A 24,678-nucleotide genomic window follows, 5' to 3' on the forward strand; every position below is an offset into this window, starting at 1 on the left:
GAGGGAATGAACGACGACACGACCGGCAGATCCCGACACGTCAGTCGATGGGTCGACGCGGACGCCACGACGGTGTACGCGTTCGCGAGCGATCCCGCCAATCTGTCACGCTGGGCGGCGGGCCTGGCCGACCCGGCACTGGGCGCCGTCGGGGTCGAATTCGCCCCAGCCAACGCCTTCGGCGTGCTGGACCACGTGGTTCAGCTACCGTCCGGGGAGCGGGTCTACAACCCCATGCGCGTGACGGCGGCCGGGATGGACGAGCCCGGCTGCGAGGTGGTGTTCACCCTGCGGCGACAGCCGGGCGTGACGGACGAGGCATTTCAGGCCGACGTCGCGGCGGTATCAGCCGACCTGGATGCGCTGCGACGACTGATCGAGGGCTGACGTGCCCTCGGCCGAGGCGAAGGTACCGAGCGCGAGCCAAATGAGGGCCGCGGTGGCGCTGGCACTGAGGACTGCGGTCGCCGCGCTGGCCGTGGCGACGCCGACGACCACCAGGACGAGCGCGCCGATCGCCAGGGCGACCAGCTTGTACGTCGGCCAGGGAACGCCGGCAATGTGAACTTCCGTCGACGTGGTCATGTCTTGACGATAGCGCGTAAACAATGTTTCGGCTATCCGAAACTCCGTTTCAGGGGCAACGTCTCCGGCGCTCCTGGCACGGGTGTGCAATCTCGTTTTCGCAGCCGGAGGGGTGAGTGGCACCATTGACCGGTGTCCGCCGAACTGAGTCAGACTTCTCGCCGTCCCGCGCCCCTGGGCGCCTCGGACATCGACGAGGCCGCTCAGCGAATTTCGAAGGTGGTCTCCCTCACCCCGCTCCAGTTCAGTGACCGGCTCTCGGCGATCACGGGCCTGCAGGTGTTCCTCAAGCGCGAGGATCTGCAGCCGGTACGCAGCTACAAGCTGCGTGGTGCCTACAACCTCCTCATGCAGCTGACGCCCGCCGAGCTGGCCGCCGGAGTCGTCTGCTCATCGGCAGGCAATCACGCTCAGGGGTTCGCGCTGGCCTGCCGCTCGATGGGGGTGCACGGCCGGGTCTACGTACCGGCGAAGACGCCGAAGCAGAAGCGAGACCGAATCCGCTACCACGGCGGCGAGTTCATCGAGCTGATCGTCGGTGGCGCCACCTACGACATCGCCGCGGCCGCCGCGCTCGCCGACGTCGCCAGGACCGGTGCCACCCTGGTGCCGCCTTACGACGATCTGCGCACCATGGCGGGTCAGGGCACCATCGCGGTCGAGATCCTCCAGCAGCTCGAGGCGGAGCCCGATCTCGTCATCGTCCCGGTCGGCGGTGGCGGGTGCATCAGCGGCATCACCACCTACCTCGCCGAGCGCACCACCAAGACCTCGGTGCTCGGGGTCGAGCCGTCCGGTGCCGCGGCCATGGTCGCCGCCCTGGCGACCGGCGAGCCCGTCACCCTCGAGCACGTCGACCAGTTCGTCGACGGTGCGGCCGTTGCCCGCGCCGGCGCGCTGCCCTATGCGGTGCTGTCGGCCGCCGGCGACATGGTCGCGATCACCGCGGTCGACGAAGGCGCCGTCTGCACCGCGATGCTGGACCTCTATCAGAACGAGGGCATCATCGCCGAGCCCGCCGGAGCGCTGTCGGTGGCCGGTCTGCTGGAGGCGGTCTCCGAGGGGACGGTCGAACCCGGTGCGACGGTGGTCTGCCTGATCTCCGGCGGCAACAACGACGTCTCGCGCTACAACGAGGTGCTCGAGCGTTCGCTGGTACACCTCGGCCTCAAGCACTACTTCCTGGTGGACTTCCCCCAGGAGCCGGGTGCGTTGCGACGGTTCCTCGACGAAGTTCTCGGGCCCGGTGACGACGTCACGCTGTTCGAGTACGTCAAGCGCAACAACCGCGAGACCGGTGAGGCCCTGGTCGGCATCGAGCTGGGCTCGGCCAAGGACTACGACGGCCTGATGGAGCGCATGCGCGCCTCCGACATGCACGTCGAGGCCCTCGAACCCGGCTCGCCGGCCTACCGCTACCTCACCTGATCAGCGTTCGGCGGTCCGCAGGATCGCAAACGAATGGCCTTGCAGGGTGGTCGATTCGGCGACCGTCGGCTCGTCGGAGGCCAAGACCACCGCGCCGCTGACCGGTACCGTGGCCGCGCCCTCGCCGAGGTTGCACACGATGGCGAACGCACCGCGGTGCATGACGATCCAGCGCTGGCCCTCGTCGTACTCGACGTGCAGGTGGTCCAGCCACGGATCCCGGAGGTCGGGTTCGTCGTGACGCAGCTTGATCAGGCCCTGGTAGAGCCTGCGAAGCCGGTCGTGGTCGTCGGTGCCGACCTCGTCCCACTTCAGCTTGGACCGTTGGAAGGTCGCCGGGTCCTGCGGATCGGGGATCTCGTCGGCGTCCCATCCGTGCTGGGCGAACTCGGCCTTGCGCCCCTCGGCGGTGGCCCTCGCCAGTTCGGGTTCGGGATGGGAGCTGAAGAACTGGAACGGGCTCGACGAGCCCCATTCCTCACCCATGAACAGCATTGCCGTGTAGGGAGATCCGAGCGCCAGCGCCGCCTTGATCGCCTGCTGGCCGAAGTCGAGGTTCTGCGAGGGCCGGTCGCCGACGGCCCGATTGCCGACTTGGTCGTGGGTCACGGTGTAGGCCAGCAACCGGGTGGCCGGGATGGTGGCGGTGTCGAGCGGACGGCCGTGCCTGCGGTGCCGGAACGACGAGTACGTGCCGGCGTGGAAGTAACCGTGCTTCAGCGTCGTGGCCAGCGTCTCCATGGTGCCGAAATCGCCGTAGTAGCCGGCGCTCTCACCCGACACGGCCGTGTGAATGGCGTGGTGGATGTCGTCGTCCCACTGAGCTGTCAGTCCGTAACCACCGCGATCGCGCGGGGTGATCAGCCTTGGGTCGTTGAGATCGCTCTCGGCGATCAGCGACAGGGGACGGCCCAATCGGTCTGCCAGAGCGTCGGTCTCGGCCGACATCTCCTCCAGGATGTGCACTGCCGTGGTGTCGAACAGCGCGTGCACGGCGTCCAGTCGCAGTCCGTCGGCGTGGAAGTCCCGCATCCATCGCAGTGCGCACTCGATGATGTACCGGCGCACCTCGTCGGAGTCGGCATCGGCGATGTTGATCGACTCGCCCCACGGGGTGCTGCCCTTGGACATGTACGGCCCGAAGCGGGGCAGGTAGTTGCCCGACGGCCCGAGGTGGTTGAACACCGCGTCGATCAACACGCCCAGGTTGCGCTGGTGGCACGCGTCGACGAATCGGGTCAGAGCGTCCGGGCCGCCGTAGGGCTCGTGCACGGCGTACCAGAGCACTCCGTCGTAACCCCAGCCGTAGGTGCCGCCGAAGGCGTTGACGGGCATCAGTTCGACGAAGTCCACGCCCAGATCGACGAGATAGTCCAATTTATCGATGGCGGAGTCCAGCGTGCCCGTCGGGGTGAACGTGCCGGTGTGCAGCTCGTAGATCACCGCGCCCTCGATGGAGCGCCCCTGCCAGCCGGCATCGGACCACGTGACCGCCGCCGGATCCCATAGTTGCGAACGGTCGTGCACGCCGCCGGGTTGCCGCGGCGAGCGAGGGTCGGGCAGCACGGTCGGGTCTTCGTCGAGCACGAAGCCGTAGCGACTGTCGGCCTCGGCGTCGACGGTCGCCCGCCACCACCCATCGTCACTTCGCGTCATGGGGTGCAGCGTGCCGTCGAGGTCGAGGCGCACCACCTCGGGCTTCGGGGCCCAGACGGCGAATTCGTGATCAGTCAAGGGTGCGCTCCAACAGTGTCGCGGGAAGGTCGGTGAACAGTTCGGCGGCCGAACTCCGGCCACTGAACGTACGGCCGCTTAGACGGTCCACCCAGACACCGTCCGGCAGGGGAAGAATCGTGTCACCCCAACCGGTTTCGTCGAGGCCGACGGTCCAGCGCCGGACGGCGACGAGGACGTCGTCTCCGCGGCGGAAGGAGATCAGGTGACGCGCGGCGTCCCCCTCGGCGAGTACCGGAGTGTACCCACCGCGCAGGTACGACCCGGGCCGATCCGCCCTGGCGTGCAGCGCAGCGGTGACCAGGCGCATCTTGGCGTCGCTTCCGGAGGCCAGTGCATCGCGGCGCACCTGATAGTCGACCGGCCGGCGGTTGTCGGGATCGACGAGGCTGTCATCCCACAGCTCGGTACCCTGGTAGACGTCCGGAATCCCCGGCACGGTCAGCGACAGCAGCTTCTGAACGCAGGAGTCGTTGGTCGCATGTGTGTTCAATTGCTGGACGAGGCTGGACATCTCGACGCCGATGGGTCCGTCGATCACGGCGTCGAGCCAGGTGTGCACCGCGGTCTCGAACCCCTCGTCGGGGTCGTTCCAGCTGGTGTGCAGTGCGGCCTCCCTGATCGCCTTCTCCGCGTATGCGTGCAATCGCGACCGCAGCTCGTCGGTGACTCGCCCGTCGACCGGCCACACGCCGAACGCGTTCTGCCACAGGAACAGTCCGGTCGCCGAGTCGGGGGGAGGGGTGAGCAGGGTCCACTTGCCCACCAACTCGGTCCACAACGCGCCGACCTGGGACAGCACGCCGATCCGGGCGCGGACGTCCTCGCTGCGCTTGGTGTCGTGCGTGGACAGCGTCACCATCGCCGACGGCCAGTAGCGGGCCCGCAGTGCCGCGCCGTGGTGGAACTCGGCGATCGAAACGCCGTAGCGGTCGGGTTCACCGCCCACCTCGTTGAGTGACACCAGACGCGCCTCGCGGTAGAACAGGCAGTCCTCGACCGACTTGGCGGTCACCGCGCCGCACAGCTGCTGGATCCGGGTTGCAGGCTCCACGTGGTTCAACGCAGCGCTGACCAGAACCAGCGCGTCACTCAATTCGGGATGCGCACTTGCCGTTTCGGCCAGTGCGGTCGGCATCACCGCGGCCAGCCCGCGGTAATCCGACCGGTACACCCCGAGATGCGACAGCAGGGCGGCGACCGCCTCCGGTAGCTGGGGATGGTCGGCTCCGACCGCAGCCACGATGGTCCGGCGGACCCGGGCCAGCTCGCTGGCGAGGGTCTCGGTGGCGGTGATGACCTTCAACTCGGCGGTGGCGGCGTGCAGCGACGGGCGGTCGGCCGCTCCGGCCGGGTCGACCAGCAGGCCGCCGATCTCGCGGAGGGCGTCGTATCCGGTCGTGCCCGCGACGGGCAGCGTCGGCTCGAGAGCTTCGTCCGGGGCCAGGATCTTCTCGATGACGATCCAGGCGTCCGGACCCGTCAGTTCGCGCAGCCATTCGAGATAGCCTGCGGGATCGGACAACCCATCCGGATGGTCGATTCGAAGACCGTCGACCAGGCCCTCGGCGAACCAGCGCTTCACCTCGACGTGCGTCGCATCGAAGACGGCGCGATCCTCCTGCCGCAGGGCTGCCAGGGAGGTGATCGAGAAGAACCGACGGTAGCCGCACACGTTGTGGCGCCAGCCGATCAGCTTGTAGTGCTGGCGGTCGTAAACCTCGGCGGCCGTACCGCTGCCGGTGCCGGGCGCGATCGGCCACGTCCGGTCGCCTAGGCGGAGCAGGTCGCCGTCGACCTCTAGATCAGCCAGATCGGCGTCGTCCCCGAGGACCGGCAGGACGACCTTCTGCTCGGGATCCAGCGACCAGTCGATGTCGAAGAACGACGCGTACCGGGAGTCGCGGCCGTGCGTGAGCATGTCCCACCACCACGGGTTCTTCCGTGGGTCGTCGACGCCGACGTGGTTGGGCACGATGTCGACGATCAGCCCCATGCCCCTGGCATGCACTGCCTCCGACAGCTGGGCCAGGCCCTGCGGGCCACCGAGCTCGTCGGAGACGGTGGTGGGGTCGGTGACGTCGTAACCGTGCGTCGACCCCTCGCTGGCGGTGAGGATGGGGGACAGGTAGACGTGCGAGACGCCCAGATCGTGAAGGTAGTCAAGCTGATTCAGCGCGTCGGCGAAGGTGAAGGCCTGGCCGCTGGCCGGTCCGCGCATCTGCAGGCGGTAGGTCGAGGTGAGTGCTCTCGTCGTGGTCATGAATGTCACGCCGTCTTCCGCAGGATCAGGATGGACCGACCCTGCACCTGGAACGTCTCGCCGCTCTTGACCTTCAGATCGCTGTCGCCCGTCGAGGTGGCCGAATCCAGCTCGGCCGTCCATTCGACGGCGAAGTCATCGTCGGGAGCGACGACGTCGACCGGCTTGCTGTGAGCGTTGAAGCACAGCAGGAAGGTGTCGTCGACGACCCGCTCGCCGCGGGCGTTCGGCGCGGGAATCGCCTCACCATTGAGGAATACCGCGAGAGACTTGAAGCCCGAGTTCCAGTCCTCCGGCGTCATGGGCACGCCAGCCTTGGTCAGCCAGGCGATGTCGCGGATCTCTTCGTCCCCGCTGCGAATCAGCCTGCCATCGAAGAATCGTCGACGCCGAAACACCGGGTGCGCCTTGCGCAGTGCGGTCGCCTTGCGCGCGAACGTCATGAGGTCGGCGTTGGTCTCGCACAACGACCAATCCATCCACGCGATCTCGGAGTCCTGGCAGTAGGCGTTGTTGTTGCCCCGCTGGGTGCGGCCGATCTCGTCACCGTGGCTGATCATCGGTGTGCCCTGGCTCACCATCAACGTCGCGAGGATGTTGCGCATCTGCTTGGCGCGCAGCGCGAGGATCTCCGGATCGTCGGTGGGCCCCTCCACGCCACAGTTCCACGAACGGTTGTGGTTCTCCCCGTCGCGGTTGTCCTCGCCGTTGGCCTCGTTGTGCTTCTCGTTGTAGGACACCAGGTCCGCGAGGGTGAAGCCGTCGTGCGCAGTCACGAAGTTGATGCTGGCGCTGGGTCTGCGACCCGTCGCCTCGTAGAGATCGGAGGAACCGGTCAGTCGCGAGGCGAACTCGCTCAGTGTTGCGGGCTCGCCCCGCCAGAAGTCACGCACAGTATCGCGATATTGCCCATTCCATTCCGTCCACAAACCAGGGAAGTTCCCGACTTGGTAGCCACCCTCGCCGATGTCCCACGGTTCGGCGATCAGCTTGACCTGACTGATCACCGGATCCTGTTGGACCAGGTCGAAGAATGCCGACAGCCGGTCTACGTCGTAGAACTCGCGAGCCAGCGTCGAAGCCAGGTCGAAGCGGAAGCCGTCGACGTGCATGTCGATCACCCAGTACCGCAGCGAGTCCATGATCAGCTGCAACGAGTGCGGATGCCGCACGTTGAGGCTGTTCCCCGTTCCGGTGAAGTCCTTGTAGAGCCTGAGGTCCCCGTCGAGCAGCCGGTAGTAGCCGGCGTTGTCGATGCCGCGGAAGTTGATGGTCGGACCGAGATGGTTGCCTTCGGCGGTGTGGTTGTAGACCACGTCGAGGATGACCTCGATGCCGGCCGCGTGGAAGGACCGGACCATGTTCTTGAATTCGGCGACCGCGCCCCCGGCGGTTTGATTGGCCGCGTACTGGTAGTGCGGGGCGAGGAAGCCGAAGGTGTTGTACCCCCAGTAGTTTCGCAGTCCCAGGTCGAGTAGGCGGTGGTCGTGCATGAACTGGTGCACCGGCATCAGCTCGATCGCCGTGACGTTGAGCGACTTGAGGTGCTCGATGATGACCGGATGGCACAACCCGGCGTAGGTACCGCGCTGATCCTCGGGGATGCCGGGGTGCGTCTGGGTCATGCCCTTGACGTGGGCCTCGTAGATCACCGTCTCGTGGTACGGGATGTTGGGGGCGCGGTCCGAGCCCCAGTTGAAGAACGGGTTGATCACGACGCTGGTCATCGTGTGGCCCAACGAGTCGACCATCGGCGGCGTCCCGCCGGAGGCGAGGTCCTCGGCGGTCAGGTCATAGGAGAACAGTGCCTGGGTGAAATCGAAGTCCCCGTGAAAGGACTTGCCGTACGGGTCGAGCAGCAGCTTGGATGGATCGCACCGGTGCCCGGCTTCGGGTGCCCACGGCCCGTGCACGCGGAAGCCGTAGCGCTGCCCGGGTGTGACGGTCGGCAGGTATGCGTGCCACACGTACCCGTCGACCTCGTCGAGGTTGACCCGCTCCTCGCTGCCGTCCTTGCCGATCAGACAGAGTTCGACCTTGTTGGCCACCTCGGAGAACAGTGAGAAGTTGGTGCCCGCACCGTCATACGTGGCACCGAGGGGGTACGCGCTGCCAGGCCAAATCGCCGACACCATTGCCAATTGCTCCTCATGTCGGTGAAGGTCACCACCAGCCGGTAGCGGCGGCGATCTGACGTCCGAGTTCGTTGGTCATGGTCCGCATGTAGGTGGCGGAGATGTGATGAGAGTCGTGATACACCAACACGTTCCCCTCCACTGCGCGGCAACGGTCCTGACGGCACACCGCATCACTCATGTCGAGCGGCTTCAACAGCGGAAAGCGCGCCACGAAATCCAGAGTCGGGTTGTGGTCGGACAGTACCTTGGACCGATCGATGCCGCACGAGATGGCGTCGCCGCCATCGGCGAGGCAGTCGGCCGGGAAGAAGGGTTCGCCGTCGCGCACCAGCCAGGGAGTGTCGCGCATTGCCAGGACGGGTATGTGCGCGTCGGCGAATTCCTGCCAGATGCCGATGTAGAAGCTCGGCATGACGTCGCCGTCCCTGATGTTCCACGGGCGGGTCGAGGTGGTGAAGACGTAGTCGGGGTGGTCGGCGATCAGCCGGGGCATCACCTTCTGGTTCCACTCGTGACAGTTGGGATAGGGCCGGTTGTCGCCCATCACGAGGGGGTTCTCCTCGGTGGTCAGCGGGCAGCCCATCTTCAGATAGGTGACCACCTTGAAGTGGTGCATGCGGCCCAGCAGATCCAGCGCGGTCACCCAGTGCTCGGCGTGCGAACCGCCGGCCAGCGCGATGGTGCGGGTAGCCGTGGAGTCACCGTAGGTGCAGTTGATGACGTCGACGCCGCCGAAGTCGCTGATGCAGCCCTGCGTCGTCGATATCGGCAGGTCGTCCTTGGCTTCGAGCACCGTCGGACGCATCGGCAGCTTGGGCACCCGCACGTGGTTGACCAGGGCGCGGGCCCCCGGGTAGTCGCGCGCGCTGAGCCCGGCCAGTTCCTTGCCGTTGGCGCGCTGGATCGTCATGTGTTCACGCCAGGTGAACGACGTCGCCGTCAGCGCCACCCCAAGCAGCGTCACGATCGAGCCGAGCACGATCGTGGGCCGGCGCAGCCGGGTGCGCCACGGGATCACCACGGCCGGTGGCTGCGCCGCGGACTTGCGCAGGCGCAGCGGTTCCTCGACGTACTTCGTCGTCAGCCACGCCAGCAGACCCGAAACCAGCAGCACCCCGGCGCCCTCGAGGACGTTTGCGCGGGTATGTCCCGAATAGGCCAGCCAGAAGATCAGCAGGGGCCAGTGCCAGAGATACAGCGAGTACGCCATCGACCCGAGCGAGACGAACGGCTTGGTCGCCAGCAGCCGGTTGGCCGCGGGCAGCCGACCATCCGCGCCGGACAGGTGCGGGTCGGCCATCCGGTTGGCACCGCTGAGGATGAACAGGATGGTCGCCCCGACCGGGACCAGCGCCAGCGGACCGGGGAACTCCTTGACTCCGTCGATGAAGGCGCCGCAGGACATGATGGCCGCCAGTGCGATCACGGCGATCGTCGAGCGCAGCCACATGGGCCACCTCACGTAGGGGACCACCGCACCGACGAGCGCGCCGAGGAGCAGCTCCCACGCCCTGGCGAAGCTGTCGTAGTACGCCATCGACGGATCGGCCCGGTGCGCGAAGATCGCGTAGACGAACGAGGCCACCGTCAAGATGGCGAGAAGCACGATCAGCGCGGCGCGGGTGTGCGAGCGCAGCCGGTTGCGCACCAGGTAGGCGAATCCGAACACCAGCGCGAGGAAGGCGATGTAGAACTGCCCCTGCACGGACATCGACCAGATGTGCTGCAGCGGGCTGACCGATTCGCCTGCGCGCAAGTAGTTCGACGCCGTCTCGGCCAGCTCCCAGTTCTGGTAGTAGCCGAGGCTGGCCAGACTCTGGTCGGCGAACGTCTCCCACCGGGTCTCGGGCTGAATCAGGATCGTCAGCACCGCCGACGCCGCCAGCACCACGACCAACGCGGGCAACAGCCGCCGGATCAGTCGTTTGACCTCGGGCACCGGCGAAAGCGACGAACCGGGGGTCAGCGCGGTGCGCAGAAGTCGACCGCCGAAGAAGAAGCCCGACAGTGCGAGGAACACGTCGACGCCGCCGGAGACCCTGCCGAACCAGACGTGGAACATGGCGACGAGCACGATCGCGATGCCGCGCAGCCCGTCGAGGTCGTGCCGGTAGAACCCAGACGTCCTGGTGCCCATGACGGCGCGCTGGGTGGCGCCGGATCGGTCCTCGGGGACCGTCTGGGCGGGAGTCAGGGTCAACATGGTCGTCGGACAATCTACCCAACCCGGGGCGATACGGTCGTTTCGTGATCAGCGACCGTCCCAGGAGGCCGTGGTTCCCGTGCCGCCCCTGACGCCCGACCAGATAGCCGCCATCGACGCAGCCCACGTGTGGCACCCGTACAGCCGGATCGGTTCGGACGCGCTGCCGCCCGTCGTCGCGGTCGCCGCGCACGGCACGTCGTTGACGGTGATCGACGACGGCCGACCCGTCGACGTGATCGATGCGATGAGTTCGTGGTGGACGGCCATCCACGGCCACGGCCATCCCGTGCTCGATGCCGCCGTCACGCGCCAGCTGGCAACCATGAACCACGTGATGTTCGGTGGCCTCACCCACGAACCCGCTGCGCGCCTAGCCCAGCTGCTCGTGGAGGTCACCCCCGATGGCCTCGACACCGTCTTCTTCAGCGACTCGGGGTCGGTCGCGGTCGAGGTGGCGGCCAAGATGGCGCTGCAGTACCACCACAGTCGCGGCAACCCGGCCAAGCACCGCCTGATGACCTGGCGGGGCGGTTACCACGGGGACACGTTCACGCCCATGAGCGTGTGCGATCCGGAGGGGGGCATGCACTCGCTCTGGACGGACGTCCTCACGGCCCAGGTGTTCGCCCCGCAGGTGCCGCGCGAGTACGACCCGGCCTACGGCGTCGCATTCGAGGAACAGCTCGCCGCGCACGCCCACGAGGTGGCGGCCGTCATCGTCGAACCCGTCGTCCAGGGCGCCGGCGGCATGCGGTTTCACGACCCGCGGTATCTGACGGACCTGCGGGCGGCCTGCACGCGGCACGACGTGCTGCTGATCTTCGACGAGATCGCCACGGGATTCGGCAGGACCGGCGAGCTATTCGCGGCCGACCACGCCGGTGTCGTTCCGGACGTCATGTGCGTGGGCAAGGCGCTGACCGGCGGCTACCTCACGCTGGCGGCGACACTGTGCACGTCGGAGGTGGCCACCACCATCAGCACCGGAAGCCCGGGCGCGCTGATGCACGGCCCGACCTTCATGGCGAACGCGCTGGCGTGCGCGGTGTCGGTGGCATCGGTGGAGTTGCTCCTCGATCAGGACTGGCGGGGACGGGTGCGCGCCATCGAGAGCGGGCTGGCGACGGCGCTGGCCCCGGCCGCGGAGCTGCCCGGTGTCGCCGACGTGCGGGTGCTCGGCGCGATCGGCGTGGTCGAGATGCATCAGCCGGTCGACATGGCGGTGGCCACCGAGACGGCGCTGCGGCACGGAGTCTGGCTGCGCCCCTTCCGCAATCTGGTCTACGCGATGCCGCCCTACGTCTGCACCGCCGACGAGGTGGACCGGATCGGCTCGGCGATGGTGGGCGTGGCGCGTGCGCTAACCTGAACGGCGTTCAAGTCGGGCGTCGGAAGGCAGTCAGTGACACGCGCAATGGTCTCCCCGCTGGCCTGGCTCGAGGAGATCGAGCAACAGCGGCGGGCCGCCGGTCTGCGGCGAACCCTGCGCGTGCGCCGTCCCGACGCCGGCCAGGACGCCGACTTGGACCTTGCCTCCAACGACTACCTCGGGCTGTCCCTTCATTCGCACGTCGTCGACGGTGGCGTGCGGGCGCTGCGCGCCTGGGGTGCGGGATCGACGGGTTCGCGCCTGGTCAGCGGCAACACGGCGCTGCACGAATCACTCGAGACCGCGCTGGCCGACTTCGTCGGCGCCGAGTCGGCGCTGGTGTTCTCCTCGGGGTACACCGCCAATCTCGGCGCGGTGGTGGCCCTGTCGGGACCTGGGACGCTGCTGGTGTCCGACGCCCTGACACACGCCTCGCTGGTCGACGCGTGCCGCTTGTCACGGGCGCGGGTGCTCGTCACGCCGCACCGTGACGTCGCTGCGGTCGAGGCCGCGCTCGCCGGCCGCAGCGAGGCTCGCGCGGTCGTCGTCACCGACTCCGTGTTCAGCGCGGACGGGGTGCTGGCGCCGTTGCGCGAGCTGCACGACGCGTGCCGACGGCACGGCGCGCTCCTGGTCGTCGACGAGGCCCACGGGCTCGGCGTCCGCGGTGACGGCGGCCGCGGTCTGGTCGCCGAGGTCGGCCTTGCCGGCGCGCCCGACGTCGTGGTGACGACCACGCTGTCGAAGGCGCTGGGCAGCCAGGGCGGTGTCGTCCTCGGTCCCGCCGCGGTCCGCGCGCACCTCGTCGACGCCGCCCGGCCGTTCATCTTCGACACCGGGCTCGCGCCCGCGGCCGTCGGATCGGCGTTGGCCGCGCTCGAGGTGCTGATCGACGAACCGTGGCGGCCCGCAGCCGTGCGGCGAATCGCCGCCGCTCTGGCCGAGACGTGTGGCGTGCCGGAGGTACCCGAGTCGGCCGTCGTGTCGGTGATCCTCGGTGAGCCGGAGGCAGCTCTCGCGGCGGCCACCGCGTGCCTGGACCGCGGCCTGCGGGTGGGGTGCTTCCGACCGCCGTCGGTCCCGGCGGGGACCTCGCGGCTGCGGTTGACGGCGCGCGCGTCGCTGACCGACGACGAGCTCGACCGGGCACGGGCCGTGCTCGCCGACGTCGTCGCCACGGCGCGCATCGCATGAGCGTCGTCTTCGTCACCGGCACCGACACCGGCGTCGGCAAGACCATCGCGACCGCGGCGCTGGCCTGCCACGCCCGGCTGGCCGGTATCGACGTCGCGGTGTGCAAGCCCGTGCAGACCGGAGCTGCCGACGGTGACGACGACCTCGGCGAAGTGGGCCGGCTGTCCGGCGTCGGGACGCTGTCCCCGGGATGGCGCTACCCCGAGCCGCTGGCTCCCGAGGCGGCCGCCGAACGTGCCGGCATGGCGCTGCCGACCTCCGACGAACTACTCGGGCTGATCACCGCGCTCGATCGCCCCGACCGGCTGGTCCTGGTCGAGGGGGCCGGCGGACTGCTGGTCCGCCTCGGCGCCGGCGGTGTGACGCTGCGCGACCTGGCGGTGGAGCTGGGTGGCGCGGTGCTCGTCGTCGCCAGGGCCGGCCTGGGCACCCTCAACCACGCCGAGCTGACGGTGGAGGCCATCGCAGCCCGCGCCCTGTCGTGCGCCGGGCTCGTCGTGGGGGCCTGGCCGGCACAGCCGGGGGTCGCCGAGACGACGAACCTCGAAGCGCTCGGCCGCATCGCCGAGGTCCGCGCGACGCTGCCAGACGGTGCCGGCACCTCGTCGGCAGAGGCCTTCGCCGAGCTCAGCGCGCCGGCCTTCGACACCGACTGGGTTCGTAGTCTGTACCGGTGACCCACTCCGTCGAGTTGCTGTTCGACCAGGACTCGGACGCGGCCATCCGCCGGGAGTGGAACGCCCTGGCCGATGTGGGGCTGCCGAGCCAGGCCAGGCACCGCTCGCCGAGCAACCGTCCGCACGTCACCCTTCTCGCGGCGGGCCGGGTCGACCCGGCCGCCGACGCGGCCCTCTGGGAACCGGCCCGGCAGTTGCCGCTGGAGTGCGTCGTCGGCGCGCCGCTGGTGTTCGGACGGTCCGCACTGACGCTGGTACGGCTGATCGTGCCCGCGGCCGGCTTGCTGACGCTGCACGAGTCGGTCGGTTCCCTCTGTGCGCCGTACGTGTCCGACGGCCCCTTCCCGCATCTGCGCCCGGGACATTGGACACCGCACGTCACCCTGTGCCGCAGGCTCGCCCCCGCCGACTTGCCCGCGGCGCTGGCTCTGCTTGGCGCCGACGACCTGCCTGCGACGTTCGCGGCGCTACGCCGGTGGGATGGCGATGCCAAGGTCGACACCGTGATCGCGTGACGATCCGGTGCGCGGTGAGGCGATCCCGTCGACCAGGAGGCGGACGCCGAAGGTGAACCGGGCGTTGGGGTTCGTCGTCATCACCGACTGGTCGTCGGACAGGGCGCCGGCGGCGTCCCACTGCAGCCGGGACTGCTCGTCGGCGGTGAAGCCCAGCACGTAGTACAGGACGGTCCTGGCGGCGAGGTCGGCATTGGGCGAGTCGATGCCCGCGTCGCCGGCTGCGATCACCAGTCGCTCCAGGATGTCGGCCATCCGCTCCGACTTTCCCGCCGCGAAGCTGGCCGAGACCAGCTCGGCACCGTCGGTGGCCGACAGCAGCGCGTTGCGCAGCCCGGCGCAGATGGCATGTATGCGAACCGCCCAGCCGGCGGGCGGAACGTCGGCCAGCGCGGGTTCGAGGATGCGGTCCGCGACCGCGCCGAGGAGCGCCTGCTTGTCGGCGAAGTGCCAGTAGAGCGCGCCTGGGGTGACGCCCAGCTCGCGCGCGAGCCGGCGCATGGTGAGGTCGGCGATTCCGTAGTCGTCGAGGAGCTGGGTGGCCTTGTCGACCACATCGGACCGGGCGTGGCGTCGACCCTGTTGCACCCCTGTAGCCTAAACACCGTTCAAGTTCTGATGTGCAGAAGGAGTGCGTAGTGACGCAGGCGGCTTCGGAGATCGGCGCAGACGTGTTGGGTCTGGCCAGGGAGCAGGTGCTCGAGCGGGGCGAGGGCCTGACGCAGGCCCAGATCCTGGAAGTGCTGCAGCTGCCCGACGACCGTCTCGAGGAACTCCTCGCGCTGGCCCACGACGTCCGCATGAAGTGGTGCGGACCCGAGGTCGAGGTCGAGGGCATCATCAGCCTCAAGACCGGCGGCTGCCCCGAGGACTGCCACTTCTGCTCGCAGTCCGGGCTCTTCGCGTCGCCGGTGCGCAGCGCCTGGCTCGACGTACCGAGCCTGGTGGAGGCCGCCAAGCAGACCGCCAAGTCGGGGGCGACCGAGTTCTGCATCGTCGCAGCCGTCCGCGGGCCCGACGAGCGACTGCTGGCCCAGGTGGCCGCGGGCATCGAGGCGATCCGCAACGAGGTCGACATCCAGATCGCGTGCTCGCTGGGGATGCTGACCCAGGAGCAGGTGGACCGGCTCGCCGCGATGGGCGTGCACCGCTACAACCACAACCTCGAGACCGCGCGTTCGTTCTTCACCAACGTCGTCACCACCCACACGTGGGAGGAGCGCTGGGCCACCCTCGAGATGGTGCGCGAGGCGGGCATGGAGGTCTGCTGCGGCGGCATCCTCGGTATGGGTGAATCCCTCGAGCAGCGCGCGGAGTTCGCGGCCAACCTCGCCGCGCTGAACCCGCACGAGGTCCCGCTGAACTTCCTCAACCCGCGTCCCGGCACGCCATTCGGCGACCTGGAGGTGCTGCCCGCGTCCGAGGCGTTGAAGGCGGTCGCGGCCTTCCGGCTGGCGCTGCCCCGCACGATGCTGCGCTTCGCCGGTGGTCGTGAGATCACCCTCGGTGACCTGGGCGCCAAAAAGGGCATCCTCGGCGGCATCAACGCCGTCATCGTCGGCAACTACCTGACGACCCTCGGCCGGCCCGCGGAGTCCGATCTGGAACTGCTCGACGACCTGCAGATGCCCATCAAGGCGCTGAACGCCAGCATCTAGCCATGACGCCGAAGTACAACGTCTACACCGGCATCGAGATCGGCGGGGCCGACGGAGCGGCGATTCCCACGGCCGCTCAGCTGGGGCTCGAGCCGCCGCGGTTCTGCTCCGACTGCGGGCGGAGGATGATCGTGCAGGTGCGTCCGGACGGCTGGACGGCCAAGTGCTCCCGCCACGGCGAGCAGGACTCCAAGGATCTCGACAGGCGCTGAGCGTCTGCGTGACGAGCAGAAGGTATCGATGACGCTTCCCGACGTTTCGGTGGCGCCGGCCCAGCCGGTCGCGCCGCCCCGCTTCACGCACCGACAGGCGGCGGTCCGCGTCGTCGGCACCCTGGTCGTCCTCGGCGTCGTGGTCGGCGCGGTGTGGGCCTGGCTGGCACCCCCGATCCAGATCGTCATCGCACTGACCAAGAGCGGCGACCGGGTCCGCGGCTACCTCGGTGACGAGTCGGACTTCGTTTTCCTCGGTGCGTTTCTGATGACGGGGTTGCTCGTCGTGCTCGCGGTGACGACGGCGGTCGCGGCTTGGCAGTGGCGGCCGCACCGCGGACCGGTCATGGTCGCCGCGGTCTCTATTGGCACGTTGGCCGCCGCGGGTGTCGCCGCCGGCGTCGGTGCGGCGTTGGCGCGGTGGCGCTGGGGTGCGATCGACGTGGCGTCGGCACCCGTCTCACCGGAACATCGGGTGTTCTACACCCACGAGGCACCCGCGGTGTTCTACGGACACACCCCGTGGCAGATCGCCGCGTCGGTGATCGTGCCGGCGGGGATCGTCGCCCTTATCTACGCGATCTGTGCGCTCTCCACCAAGCGCGATGACCTGGGCGCGTGGCCGCCGATCAGCGATCCAGCTCCGACAGCGGTAGTCGATCGACCCGTCGACCCGTCATCACCTTCGCCGTGATCACGCCAAGCCGCAGCATGCCGCGGTAGGTCGAGGGGTTCAGCAGCGTCGGCCACTTGGTGCGGGCCCGATTGCTCGATACCGGCTGTCCGGCGAACCGCTCGCGCAGCCACCGCAGCGTCATCGGCGCGGACATGGGGTGCAGCAGCATGTGCTCGCTGAGCATGTCGCGGTGGTAGGTGACGTTCGTGCCGCCGCGGGCGTACGTATGGGTCAGCACGTCGATGTCCTCGACGGAGACGATGCGGTCGTGCACGGCCTGGACGACGAGCACCGGGACGCTCGGCGCGGCGGTCCCCAGCTTGATGCTGTCGAACACGTGCTGGACCTCGGGCGTACGCAGGATGTTCTCCAGCGGCTCGTCGACCATGTTGCCCATGTCCTTGCGGATCAGCTTGAGCACGGCTTCGGCGGTCGTCATGCGCTGGATGTCGGTCAGCATCGTCTTGCCCTCGGGGGTGACGTGCTCGTTGATCACGCGGTCCAGGTCCGGGTAGACGTGCGACAGCGCGGCCACGACCATCGCGGGCAGGCCCGAGAAGAAGCTTCCATTGAGCCGGCGGAACGTGTGGCCCAGGTCGCCGACCGGCGACCCGAGCACCGCGCCGACCAGGTTGAGCTCTGGGGCGTAGTCCGCGTACACCTCGGTGGCCCAGGCAGTGGCCAGGCCGCCACCGGAGTACCCCCACAGCCCCATCGGGGCTTCCGCCGACAGGTTCAGCGACTCGGTGTTCAGTGCGGCACGCAGACCGTCCAGCACGTGGTAGCCAGGCTCGTGGGGAGCCCCCCAGATGCCTTGGGTCCCCTCGTGGTCGGGGATGGACACCGCCCATCCCTCGGCCAGTGCCGCCGAGATCAGCAGGAACTCGAGCTGTGCCAGCGCGCCCACGGCCTTCGCCCCGCGCCGCAGCGCGTAGGAGGGAAAGCAGCTCGAGGCGACGGCGTCGATCGCGCACTGGTAGGACAGGATCGGGCCCTTGCTGCCGGCGGGCCGGTCGGCAGGCACCACGATCGTCGTCACGGCGGCCTGCGGGAGATCGTTGAGGTCGGTGGAGCGGTACAGCAGCTGGGTCGCGGTCAGCTTCTGGGGCACCAGGCCGAGGAAGGCGAGCTCGACGTCACGCGATCGCAGCACCGCGCCGGGCCTGGCATGTTCGAAGCCAGCCGGGGGGACGTAGAACGGATCGAGGTCGGGCAGCTCGGGGTGCACCCCGCGGCCCAGCTCCTCGTGAGGCGGCCGTCCGATCCATTCCGCACCGGTCGAGAGGGCTGCGCTGCCAGAGTCCATCCGGACATTGTCTCTTACCGATTCCTTAAAACCAATCGCGGGCCGCCATCGGTGTCGGTTTCACGTCGGGGGACGCAGCGCCGCGAACTCGTCGGTCACCCGATATTGGGCCTCGGTGAACCGGTAGAGGGCGGCGGGTCGGCCACCGCTGCGGCCCGACTTCGCAGTGGTTCCCGTCGGGGTGATGACGCCGCGACGGGTGAGCACACGCTGCAGGTTGGTGGCGTCGACCTGGTAGCCGAGTGCCGCGTCGTAGACGTCCTTGAGGGTGGAGACGGCGAATTCCCTTGGCGCCAAGGCGAATCCGATGTTGGTGTACGAAAGCTTGGCGACCAGCCTGGCATGGGCGTTGGTGATCATCGGCCGATGGTCGAAGGCCATCGGCGGTAGCGCGTTCACTGGATGCCAGCGGGTGTCGGGTGGCAGCTCGGGGGTTGCGGGGGAGGGCACCAGGCCGAGGAACGTCGAGGCGATGGTGCGCGGGCCCGGTACCCGGTTGGGGTCGGAGAACACGGCGAGCTGCTCCAGGTGGGTCAATTCGCGAAGGTCGACCTTCTCGGCTAGTTGACGTCGAACCGAACTCGTCATGTCCTCGTCGTGACGGAGCCGGCCACCGGGGAGTGACCACGCACCGCGCTGCGGATCCATGGCCCGCTCCCATAGCAGCACGCTGAGCTGCGGGTTTCGTGTCGAGAGTTGGCGAACCTGAAACACGACGGCGAGCACCTCGTGCGCAGTGCTAGTATCAGGCATGTTTTCGATCATAAGTCGAAAACCCCGTCTGGACCAAAGGAGACGACCATGACGGTAGCGGATCTCACCACCGAGACCCGTGGCGGCTGGGCCGCCCAGATCACCAACGGTCCCGAGGGTTACGCCGGCGTGATCGCCGACGAGGAGTGGGCCGCGGAGGTGCGGCGCCTCGCCGACCTGCGCAACGCCACATTGTTGGCGCACAACTATCAGCTGCCGGCCATTCAGGACGTCGCCGATCACGTGGGTGATTCGCTGGCGCTGTCGCGTATCGCCGCCGAGGCCGCAGAGGACACCATCGTGTTTTGCGGGGTGCACTTCATGGCCGAGACCGCCAAGATCCTCAGCCCCGAGAAGACGGTCCTCATCCCGGACCAGCGCGCTGGTTGCTCGCTGGCCGACTCCATCACCGCCGACGAGTTGCGCGCGTGGAAGGACGAGTACCCCGACGCCGTCGTGGTGTCCTACGTCAACACCACCGCCGCCGTGAAGGCGCTCACCGACGTCTGCTGCACGTCGTCGAATGCCGTCGAGGTGGTCGCCTCCATTCCCGCGGACCGCGAGGTGTTGTTCTGCCCCGATCAGTTCCTCGGCGCGCACGTCCGCCGCGTCACCGGACGCGAGAACCTCCACGTCTGGGCCGGCGAATGCCACGTCCACGCCGGCATCAACGGTGACGAGCTGGCCGCCCAGGCCAGGTCGCATCCCGACGCCGAACTGTTCGTGCACCCCGAATGCGGGTGCGCCACCTCGGCGCTGTACCTCGCCGGCGAGGGCGCGTTCCCCGACGACCGCGTCAAGATCCTCTCCACCGGCGGCATGCTCGACGCGGCGCGGACCACCGGGGCCCGCCAGGTCCTGGTCGCCACCGAGATCGGGATGCTGCACCAGTTGCGCCGGGCCGCGCCGGAAGTCGACTTCCGCGCCGTCAACGACCGGGCGTCCTGCCGATACATGAAGATGATCACGCCGGCCGCGCTGCTGCGTTGCCTCGTCGAGGGCGCCGACGAGGTGCACGTCGACCACGAGACCGCCCGCCTGGCGCGGGCCAGCGTCCAGCGCATGATCGAGATCGGGCAACCCGGCGGCGGGGAATGACGGCCTGCGGCGGCGCGGGTCCGCTGGCCGGCCACTGGCAGCAGCGGGCCGACGTCGTCGTCGTCGGTACCGGGGTCGCCGGATTGGCCGCCGCACTGGCCGCACATCGTCGCGGTCGCCGGGTGGTGGTGCTGAGCAAGTCCTCGCGGACCGAGGGGTCCACGGCGACGTTCTACGCCCAGGGCGGCATCGCGGTCGTGGTGCCACGCACCGAGGACACCATCGAGGCCCACGTCGCCGACACCGTGGCCGCCGGCGGCGGGCTGTGTGACGTCGACGCGGTGACCTCGATCGTGGCCGACGGTTTCTCCGCCGTCGCCGAGCTGGTCGACTTCGGTGCGCGCTTCGACGAGGCCGCACCGGGGCAGTGGTCCCTGACCCGCGAGGGCGGGCACTCACGCCGTCGCATCGTGCACGCGGGCGGTGACGCCACCGGCGCCGAGGTACAGCGCGCACTCGACCACACCGCGGCGATCCTGGACATCAGGCGCGATCACGTTGCGCTGCAGGTGCTCCGCGACGCCGACGGGGTCACCGGTGTCCTCGTCCGCAACCAGGATGGACCGGGCGTCATCCACACCCCGTCGGTGATCCTGGCCACCGGCGGCCTCGGCCATCTGTACTCCGCGACCACGAATCCGACGGGTTCGACGGGCGACGGCATCGCGCTGGCGCTGTGGGCGGGGTTAGCGGTCGGCGACGTCGAGTTCGTCCAGTTCCATCCCACGATGCTGTTCGACGGCAACGCAGGCGGGCGCCGTCCGTTGATCACCGAGGCGCTGCGTGGCGAGGGCGCGATCCTCGTCGACGCTCGCGGCGACTCGGTGACCGCCGGTGTCCATCCGATGGGCGACCTGGCTCCGCGCGACGTCGTCGCCGCCGCCATCGACGCCCGGCTGACGCAGACCGGCGACGCGTGCGTCTACCTCGACGCCCGCGGAGTCGAGGACTTCGCGGCGCGCTTCCCGACCGTGAACGCCGCCTGCCTGGCGGCCGGTGTCGACGCCACCCGCGCGCTGATCCCGGTGGTCCCCGGTGCCCACTACAGCTGCGGCGGGGTGCTCACGGACGTGTCCGGACGTACCGAACTTCCCGGCCTGTTCGCGGCGGGCGAGGTCGCCCGCACCGGGATGCACGGCGCGAACCGGCTGGCGTCCAACAGCCTGCTCGAAGGTCTGGTCGTCGGGCGACGCGCCGGTGCCGCCGCCGCCGACCACGCCGCGAGCGCGCCAGCACCCCGGGCGGCCGTGGAGCTCGTCCGCCGGGCGACCCTCGTCAAGGACACCCTGCAACGCGCCATGACAAGGCATGCGTCGGTGGTGCGTGACGGCGCCGGGCTGACCGACGTGGCAGAGCTGATCGGCACGGCCCGCGCGCGCAACCTCACCGGACGGGCCGACTTCGAGGCCGCCGCATTGACCACCACCGCGGCGGCCGTCGTGGCGGCGGCGCTGGCACGGGCGGAGTCGCGGGGTTGTCACCACCGAGCCGACCATCCCGACACTGATCCCACCCAGTCGGCCAGTTCGAGCGTCCGCCTCGACGCCGCGGGCACGGCGGCTGTGGTCCACGAGACGAAGGTGTGCTGCTGATGGCGCTCGGTGAAGACGAACGCAACGAGGCCCTGGCGACGATCGCACGCGGTCTCGCCGAGGATCTGCGCTACGGGCCAGACGTCACCTCGCTGGCGACGGTCCCCGCCGACGCCGTCACCAAGGCGGCCATGGTCAGTCGGCAATCAGGGGTCGCCGCAGGCGTCGACATCGCGCTGCTCGTCCTCGACGAGGTCGTGGGTGCGGGGGAGTACGGCGTCCTCGACCGGGTGCAGGACGGCACCCCGCTCGAACCAGGTGACCCGCTGCTGGTGCTCGAGGCCCCCACCCGCAGCTTGCTGACCGCCGAACGCACCATGCTCAACCTGGTCTGTCATCTGTCGGGCATCGCCAGCACCACCGCGGCCTGGGTGCGCGCGGTCGAAGGGACGAACGCCCAGATTCGCGACACCCGCAAGACGCTGCCGGGGCTGCGCGTACTGCAGAAGTACGCGGTCAGGGTGGGCGGCGGAGTCAACCACCGAATGGGCCTTGGCGACGCGGCGCTGATCAAGGACAACCACGTGGCCGCGGCGGGATCGGTGGTCGCCGCACTGCACGCCGTTCGGGAGATGGCTCCAGACGTGCCCGTCGAGGTCGAGGTCGACTCGCTGGAACAGCTCGATGCGATCCTCGACGAGGACCTCGGCAGCACGCCGCTGATCCTGCTGGACAACTTCCCCATCTGGATGACGCAGATGGCCGTGCAACGCCGGGCGGCCCGCGCGCCGCAGGTGAAGCTGGAGGCGTCGGGCAATCTGTCGCTGGCCAACGCGGCGGCCTACGCGGGGACGGGTGTCGACTACCTCGCGGTGGGCGCACTCACCCATTCGGTCCGGGTCCTCGACGTCGGCCTCGATCTGTAACCGGCCGGTCGCGGTAGGAGTAGCGGCTACGATCACGGCGTGTCCTCCAGCCAAGCGCCCTTGCCGCCCCATTCCGCGCCGCCGACTCGGCAGCGCGGTCAGACGCTGCCGGTGGTCGCGGTCGTGCTCGCCCTCGTAGCACTGGGACTCTCGGCGTGGGCCGCGTTCCGGCCCACGTCCACGTCGTCCACACCGACGTACTCCGCAACCGAACAGGCCGATGCGAAGAAGAAGATCTGTGGCGCAGCCGATTTGGTGCGCAAGGGGGTCTCGCTCAACACCAATCTGCAGCCCCCCGGCGGCCCCGAGGACGTCACCGGCTCGCTAGCGGTGGCCGCCAACGCGCGGCTGTCGCTCTCCGACGGCGGGCAGTACCTGGTCTCGCGCCTGGACCCCGCCACGCCGGCCGACGTCAGCGACGCCGTCCGCAAGTTCGCCGGGACCCTGATGGACATCGGCGCCGCCGCCACCGCCGGCATGCAGAACACCGAGCCGGATCAAGCCGCCCGACTCCGTGACGCCGACGCGCAGAACGCCAGGGTCACCGAGGTGTGCAAGTAGCGGTCAGCTGTCGCCGCCGCCCGTCGAACCCTTGTCGGACGCCGTGTCCTTCTTCTCGGTCTTGGCACTGGTGTCGCTGGTCCCGGCCTTGACCTGCGCCGTCGTCACGGCCTTCTTGCTGCTGGTGGCAGAACCGTCGGCGCCGGGCTTGCCCGTGGTGCCGCCCGTTCCCGGCTGACCACCCGAACCGCCCTTGGCATCGGTCGTTCCGGTTGCCGAGCCACCGTCACCGCCGTCGCCTCCGGTGCCGTTCGGGCCAGCCGAACCGCCCGTGCCTCCAGCGCCACCGGTAGCGACGCCGCTGGTCGTCACGGCGTCGCCGCCATCACCGCCCTTGCCGCCGTCGCCCGAGAGCATCCCGCCCTTGCCGCCGGTGCCGCCTGCGCCACCGTTGGCCGCGCCGCCCTGGTTGTAGGCCTCGCCACCGGCGCCGCCGGCGCCGCCGTTGCCCGCCAGCATGCCGCCGTTGCCGCCCTTGCCGCCGTTGCCACCGGTCGCGGTGCCGAAGCCGACCACGCTGGGCGACCCGGTTCCACCGTTGCCGCCGTTGCCGAACAGCCCGGCGTTGCCACCGTCACCGCCGTATCCGCCGCGGGCACCACCGTTGCTCGCCCCGTTGCCGCCGTTGCCCAACAGCAGGCCGCCGTTGCCGCCGGCCTGGCCGGGCAGGAATCCGTCCCCACCATTGCCAATCAACAGACCGGCGTTCTCACCGGGACCGCCGTCGTGGATGAAGACGTAGACGAAGGACCCGATCAGGCTTCCGAGATCGGGAGACGTGGTCGGTATTGCGGCGAGCGTGGCGCGCGCAGTCGGCGCCGCACCGCCGCCGATCGTGGGGGACGGCGAGATCGCGACGAGCGTGGGCGCGAAGAAGTTCGGCGCGGCCGGGCCGGCCGACTGGCGCGCACTGGTCGCCGGCACGGCGAAGAGCGGCGCCGTGGCGGGATCGGTGGACGCCGGGTCGGATGTCTGAGGTGTGTCGACGCTGCCGGCGCTCACCGGTGACGCCGTCGCCTCCAAGGGCGTCCACGTGGTGATGGCGGCGAGCGACAGGGCGTCTGCCTTCGCCGCGGCCGACGGCTCCTCCTGCTGCGACCCGGGCGCCGTGCTCCCGGCCGCGGCCAGGACTCCCACTGCGAGGGCAGCCGTCAACACGGTCTTTCGCTGAACAGTCGTCATCGGTGAGCATCCCCCAAAGTGGTCAGCAAGTTGGCTAGACATCCATACCTCGGTGAGAAGATACAGCAATGAGCTGGCCAATGACACCGCGATTGCATTTGCCAGAATTTCACCTCGACGTCGCGCAGCTCGCGCGATGAGGGCAGCGTCAGGTCGACTCAGTGCGATGTAACTGCGGCGACGCCAGGGCCGACGTCACGAACGAGCCCGCGACGGGGCTCAACCAGACGTCACCCGACGTCGGCGACGAACGTGCCCTGGCGCTTGGCCAGCATCCGGGGAATCCGCGGCAGGGCCGGGTCGCTGGTGCCGGCGGGCAGGACGCGCGGGTTCACCAGATGCAGGTCCTGGTGCCCGACGTGGATCTCGGCCTCACCCGCGGCGAGGACGTTCTTCACCCAGTTGGTCTTGCCATGCATCAATCCGATCGCCACCAGGTCGTCCTTGCGGTAGGCAGTCACGATCGTCTCGTACTGCTTGCGCGAGGTGCGTCCGCGGTGCTTGATCACCGCGAAGGCCGGCATGCGCTTGGACAGCGGCCGCAGCAGCGGGTTGACGTACTTGATCTGGAATCGCTCGAGCCACACCGGCATGAGCATCGGCACGCCAGGGGCGTTGTTGGGATGGTCTTGCCTCGACGTGGACGGTGACATGGCGGCTCCCGG

General features: G+C 69.1%; 23 protein-coding genes. 13 read left to right on the plus strand and 10 right to left on the minus strand.

Annotated elements, in window-relative coordinates:
- Nucleotides 1–6 precede the first annotated feature (6 nt).
- A complete protein-coding gene (locus SBI80_RS15745) occupies nt 7–387 on the plus strand; it encodes an SRPBCC family protein (RefSeq protein ID WP_318975706.1) in 381 nt (126 codons plus the stop codon).
- On the opposite strand, the gene SBI80_RS15750 is transcribed toward SBI80_RS15745, so the two are convergent.
- Nucleotides 346–585 (minus strand): hypothetical protein, encoded by a 240-nt coding sequence (locus SBI80_RS15750; RefSeq protein WP_318975707.1) that lies wholly within the window; start codon nt 583–585, stop codon nt 346–348. The two genes, SBI80_RS15745 and SBI80_RS15750, sit on opposite strands and share 42 nt — an antisense overlap.
- 132 nt (nt 586–717) lie before the next feature.
- On the opposite strand from SBI80_RS15750, the gene ilvA reads away from it, so the two are divergent.
- Nucleotides 718–2,013: a threonine ammonia-lyase IlvA gene (gene ilvA / locus SBI80_RS15755; RefSeq protein ID WP_318975708.1), complete on the plus strand. Its 1,296-nt coding sequence runs from the start codon at nt 718–720 to the stop codon at nt 2,011–2,013.
- On the opposite strand, the gene treZ is transcribed toward ilvA, so the two are convergent.
- The 4 genes from treZ to SBI80_RS15775 are packed head-to-tail and all read right to left on the minus strand — an operon-like array spanning nt 2,014 to nt 10,351.
- Complete coding sequence (gene treZ, locus SBI80_RS15760) at nt 2,014–3,747, minus strand: malto-oligosyltrehalose trehalohydrolase (RefSeq protein ID WP_318975709.1); 1,734 nt, start codon at nt 3,745–3,747, stop codon at nt 2,014–2,016.
- Nucleotides 3,740–6,010 carry a malto-oligosyltrehalose synthase gene (gene treY / locus SBI80_RS15765; RefSeq protein WP_318975710.1) on the minus strand — a complete coding sequence of 757 codons (2,271 nt, stop codon included), beginning with the start codon at nt 6,008–6,010 and terminating at the stop codon, nt 3,740–3,742. Before treY ends, treZ begins: the two co-directional genes overlap by 8 nt.
- A gap of 5 nt (nt 6,011–6,015) precedes the next feature.
- Nucleotides 6,016–8,145: a glycogen debranching protein GlgX gene (gene glgX / locus SBI80_RS15770; protein ID WP_318975711.1), complete on the minus strand. Its 2,130-nt coding sequence runs from the start codon at nt 8,143–8,145 to the stop codon at nt 6,016–6,018.
- A gap of 28 nt (nt 8,146–8,173) precedes the next feature.
- Nucleotides 8,174–10,351, minus strand: coding sequence for an acetyltransferase SucT (locus SBI80_RS15775; RefSeq protein ID WP_413232728.1), 2,178 nt, complete (start codon nt 10,349–10,351; stop codon nt 8,174–8,176).
- A gap of 79 nt (nt 10,352–10,430) precedes the next feature.
- Between SBI80_RS15775 and SBI80_RS15780 the strand changes: the two genes are divergently transcribed.
- From SBI80_RS15780 to SBI80_RS15795, 4 genes are read left to right on the plus strand one after another with little or no spacing between them, the layout of a single operon-like run.
- Nucleotides 10,431–11,723 carry an adenosylmethionine--8-amino-7-oxononanoate transaminase gene (locus SBI80_RS15780; protein ID WP_318975712.1) on the plus strand — a complete coding sequence of 431 codons (1,293 nt, stop codon included), beginning with the start codon at nt 10,431–10,433 and terminating at the stop codon, nt 11,721–11,723.
- A 33-nt stretch (nt 11,724–11,756) separates the two neighbouring features.
- Nucleotides 11,757–12,917: an 8-amino-7-oxononanoate synthase gene (locus SBI80_RS15785; protein WP_318975713.1), complete on the plus strand. Its 1,161-nt coding sequence runs from the start codon at nt 11,757–11,759 to the stop codon at nt 12,915–12,917.
- The gene (gene bioD, locus SBI80_RS15790; protein WP_318975714.1) at nt 12,914–13,594 is read left to right on the plus strand and encodes a dethiobiotin synthase; all 681 of its coding nucleotides are present in this window, start codon (nt 12,914–12,916) and stop codon (nt 13,592–13,594) included. The genes SBI80_RS15785 and bioD overlap by 4 nt, the downstream gene beginning before the upstream one ends.
- Nucleotides 13,591–14,109 carry a 2'-5' RNA ligase family protein gene (locus tag SBI80_RS15795; protein WP_318975715.1) on the plus strand — a complete coding sequence of 173 codons (519 nt, stop codon included), beginning with the start codon at nt 13,591–13,593 and terminating at the stop codon, nt 14,107–14,109. Before bioD ends, SBI80_RS15795 begins: the two co-directional genes overlap by 4 nt.
- Here SBI80_RS15795 and SBI80_RS15800 read toward each other — a convergent pair.
- Nucleotides 14,062–14,697 carry a TetR family transcriptional regulator gene (locus SBI80_RS15800; protein WP_318975716.1) on the minus strand — a complete coding sequence of 212 codons (636 nt, stop codon included), beginning with the start codon at nt 14,695–14,697 and terminating at the stop codon, nt 14,062–14,064. The genes SBI80_RS15795 and SBI80_RS15800 overlap by 48 nt on opposite strands.
- A gap of 71 nt (nt 14,698–14,768) precedes the next feature.
- Between SBI80_RS15800 and bioB the strand changes: the two genes are divergently transcribed.
- The 3 genes from bioB to SBI80_RS15815 are packed head-to-tail and all read left to right on the plus strand — an operon-like array spanning nt 14,769 to nt 16,673.
- A complete protein-coding gene (bioB, locus tag SBI80_RS15805; protein WP_318975784.1) occupies nt 14,769–15,767 on the plus strand; it encodes a biotin synthase BioB in 999 nt (332 codons plus the stop codon).
- Between the two features lie 2 nt (nt 15,768–15,769).
- The gene (gene bsaP, locus SBI80_RS15810; protein ID WP_318975717.1) at nt 15,770–15,979 is read left to right on the plus strand and encodes a biotin synthase auxiliary protein BsaP; all 210 of its coding nucleotides are present in this window, start codon (nt 15,770–15,772) and stop codon (nt 15,977–15,979) included.
- A 28-nt stretch (nt 15,980–16,007) separates the two neighbouring features.
- Nucleotides 16,008–16,673: a DUF2567 domain-containing protein gene (locus SBI80_RS15815; protein WP_318975718.1), complete on the plus strand. Its 666-nt coding sequence runs from the start codon at nt 16,008–16,010 to the stop codon at nt 16,671–16,673.
- On the opposite strand, the gene SBI80_RS15820 is transcribed toward SBI80_RS15815, so the two are convergent.
- Nucleotides 16,609–17,961, minus strand: a complete 1,353-nt coding sequence (locus tag SBI80_RS15820) for a lipase family protein (RefSeq protein WP_318975719.1) — start codon at nt 17,959–17,961, stop codon at nt 16,609–16,611. The two genes, SBI80_RS15815 and SBI80_RS15820, sit on opposite strands and share 65 nt — an antisense overlap.
- Nucleotides 17,962–18,021: 60 nt before the next feature.
- Nucleotides 18,022–18,714 (minus strand): NUDIX hydrolase, encoded by a 693-nt coding sequence (locus SBI80_RS15825; protein WP_318975720.1) that lies wholly within the window; start codon nt 18,712–18,714, stop codon nt 18,022–18,024.
- Between the two features lie 48 nt (nt 18,715–18,762).
- Here SBI80_RS15825 and nadA point away from each other — a divergent pair, with 48 nt between their 5' ends.
- The 4 genes from nadA to SBI80_RS15845 are packed head-to-tail and all read left to right on the plus strand — an operon-like array spanning nt 18,763 to nt 22,831.
- Complete coding sequence (nadA, locus tag SBI80_RS15830) at nt 18,763–19,812, plus strand: quinolinate synthase NadA (RefSeq protein ID WP_318975721.1); 1,050 nt, start codon at nt 18,763–18,765, stop codon at nt 19,810–19,812.
- Nucleotides 19,809–21,404 carry an L-aspartate oxidase gene (locus SBI80_RS15835; RefSeq protein ID WP_318975722.1) on the plus strand — a complete coding sequence of 532 codons (1,596 nt, stop codon included), beginning with the start codon at nt 19,809–19,811 and terminating at the stop codon, nt 21,402–21,404. Before nadA ends, SBI80_RS15835 begins: the two co-directional genes overlap by 4 nt.
- A complete protein-coding gene (gene nadC / locus SBI80_RS15840; protein WP_318975723.1) occupies nt 21,404–22,270 on the plus strand; it encodes a carboxylating nicotinate-nucleotide diphosphorylase in 867 nt (288 codons plus the stop codon). Before SBI80_RS15835 ends, nadC begins: the two co-directional genes overlap by 1 nt.
- Nucleotides 22,271–22,309: 39 nt before the next feature.
- Nucleotides 22,310–22,831 (plus strand): hypothetical protein, encoded by a 522-nt coding sequence (locus tag SBI80_RS15845; RefSeq protein ID WP_318975724.1) that lies wholly within the window; start codon nt 22,310–22,312, stop codon nt 22,829–22,831.
- A 3-nt stretch (nt 22,832–22,834) separates the two neighbouring features.
- Here SBI80_RS15845 and SBI80_RS15850 read toward each other — a convergent pair whose 3' ends face one another.
- Together SBI80_RS15850 and SBI80_RS15855 are read right to left on the minus strand one after the other, a co-directional pair.
- The gene (locus SBI80_RS15850) at nt 22,835–24,013 is read right to left on the minus strand and encodes a hypothetical protein (protein WP_318975725.1); all 1,179 of its coding nucleotides are present in this window, start codon (nt 24,011–24,013) and stop codon (nt 22,835–22,837) included.
- A 230-nt stretch (nt 24,014–24,243) separates the two neighbouring features.
- The gene (locus SBI80_RS15855) at nt 24,244–24,666 is read right to left on the minus strand and encodes a nitroreductase family deazaflavin-dependent oxidoreductase (protein WP_318975726.1); all 423 of its coding nucleotides are present in this window, start codon (nt 24,664–24,666) and stop codon (nt 24,244–24,246) included.
- Nucleotides 24,667–24,678: the final 12 nt, after the last annotated feature.

Source organism: Mycolicibacterium sichuanense (assembly GCF_033741125.1).
Classification (GTDB): Bacteria; Actinomycetota; Actinomycetes; order Mycobacteriales; family Mycobacteriaceae; genus Mycobacterium.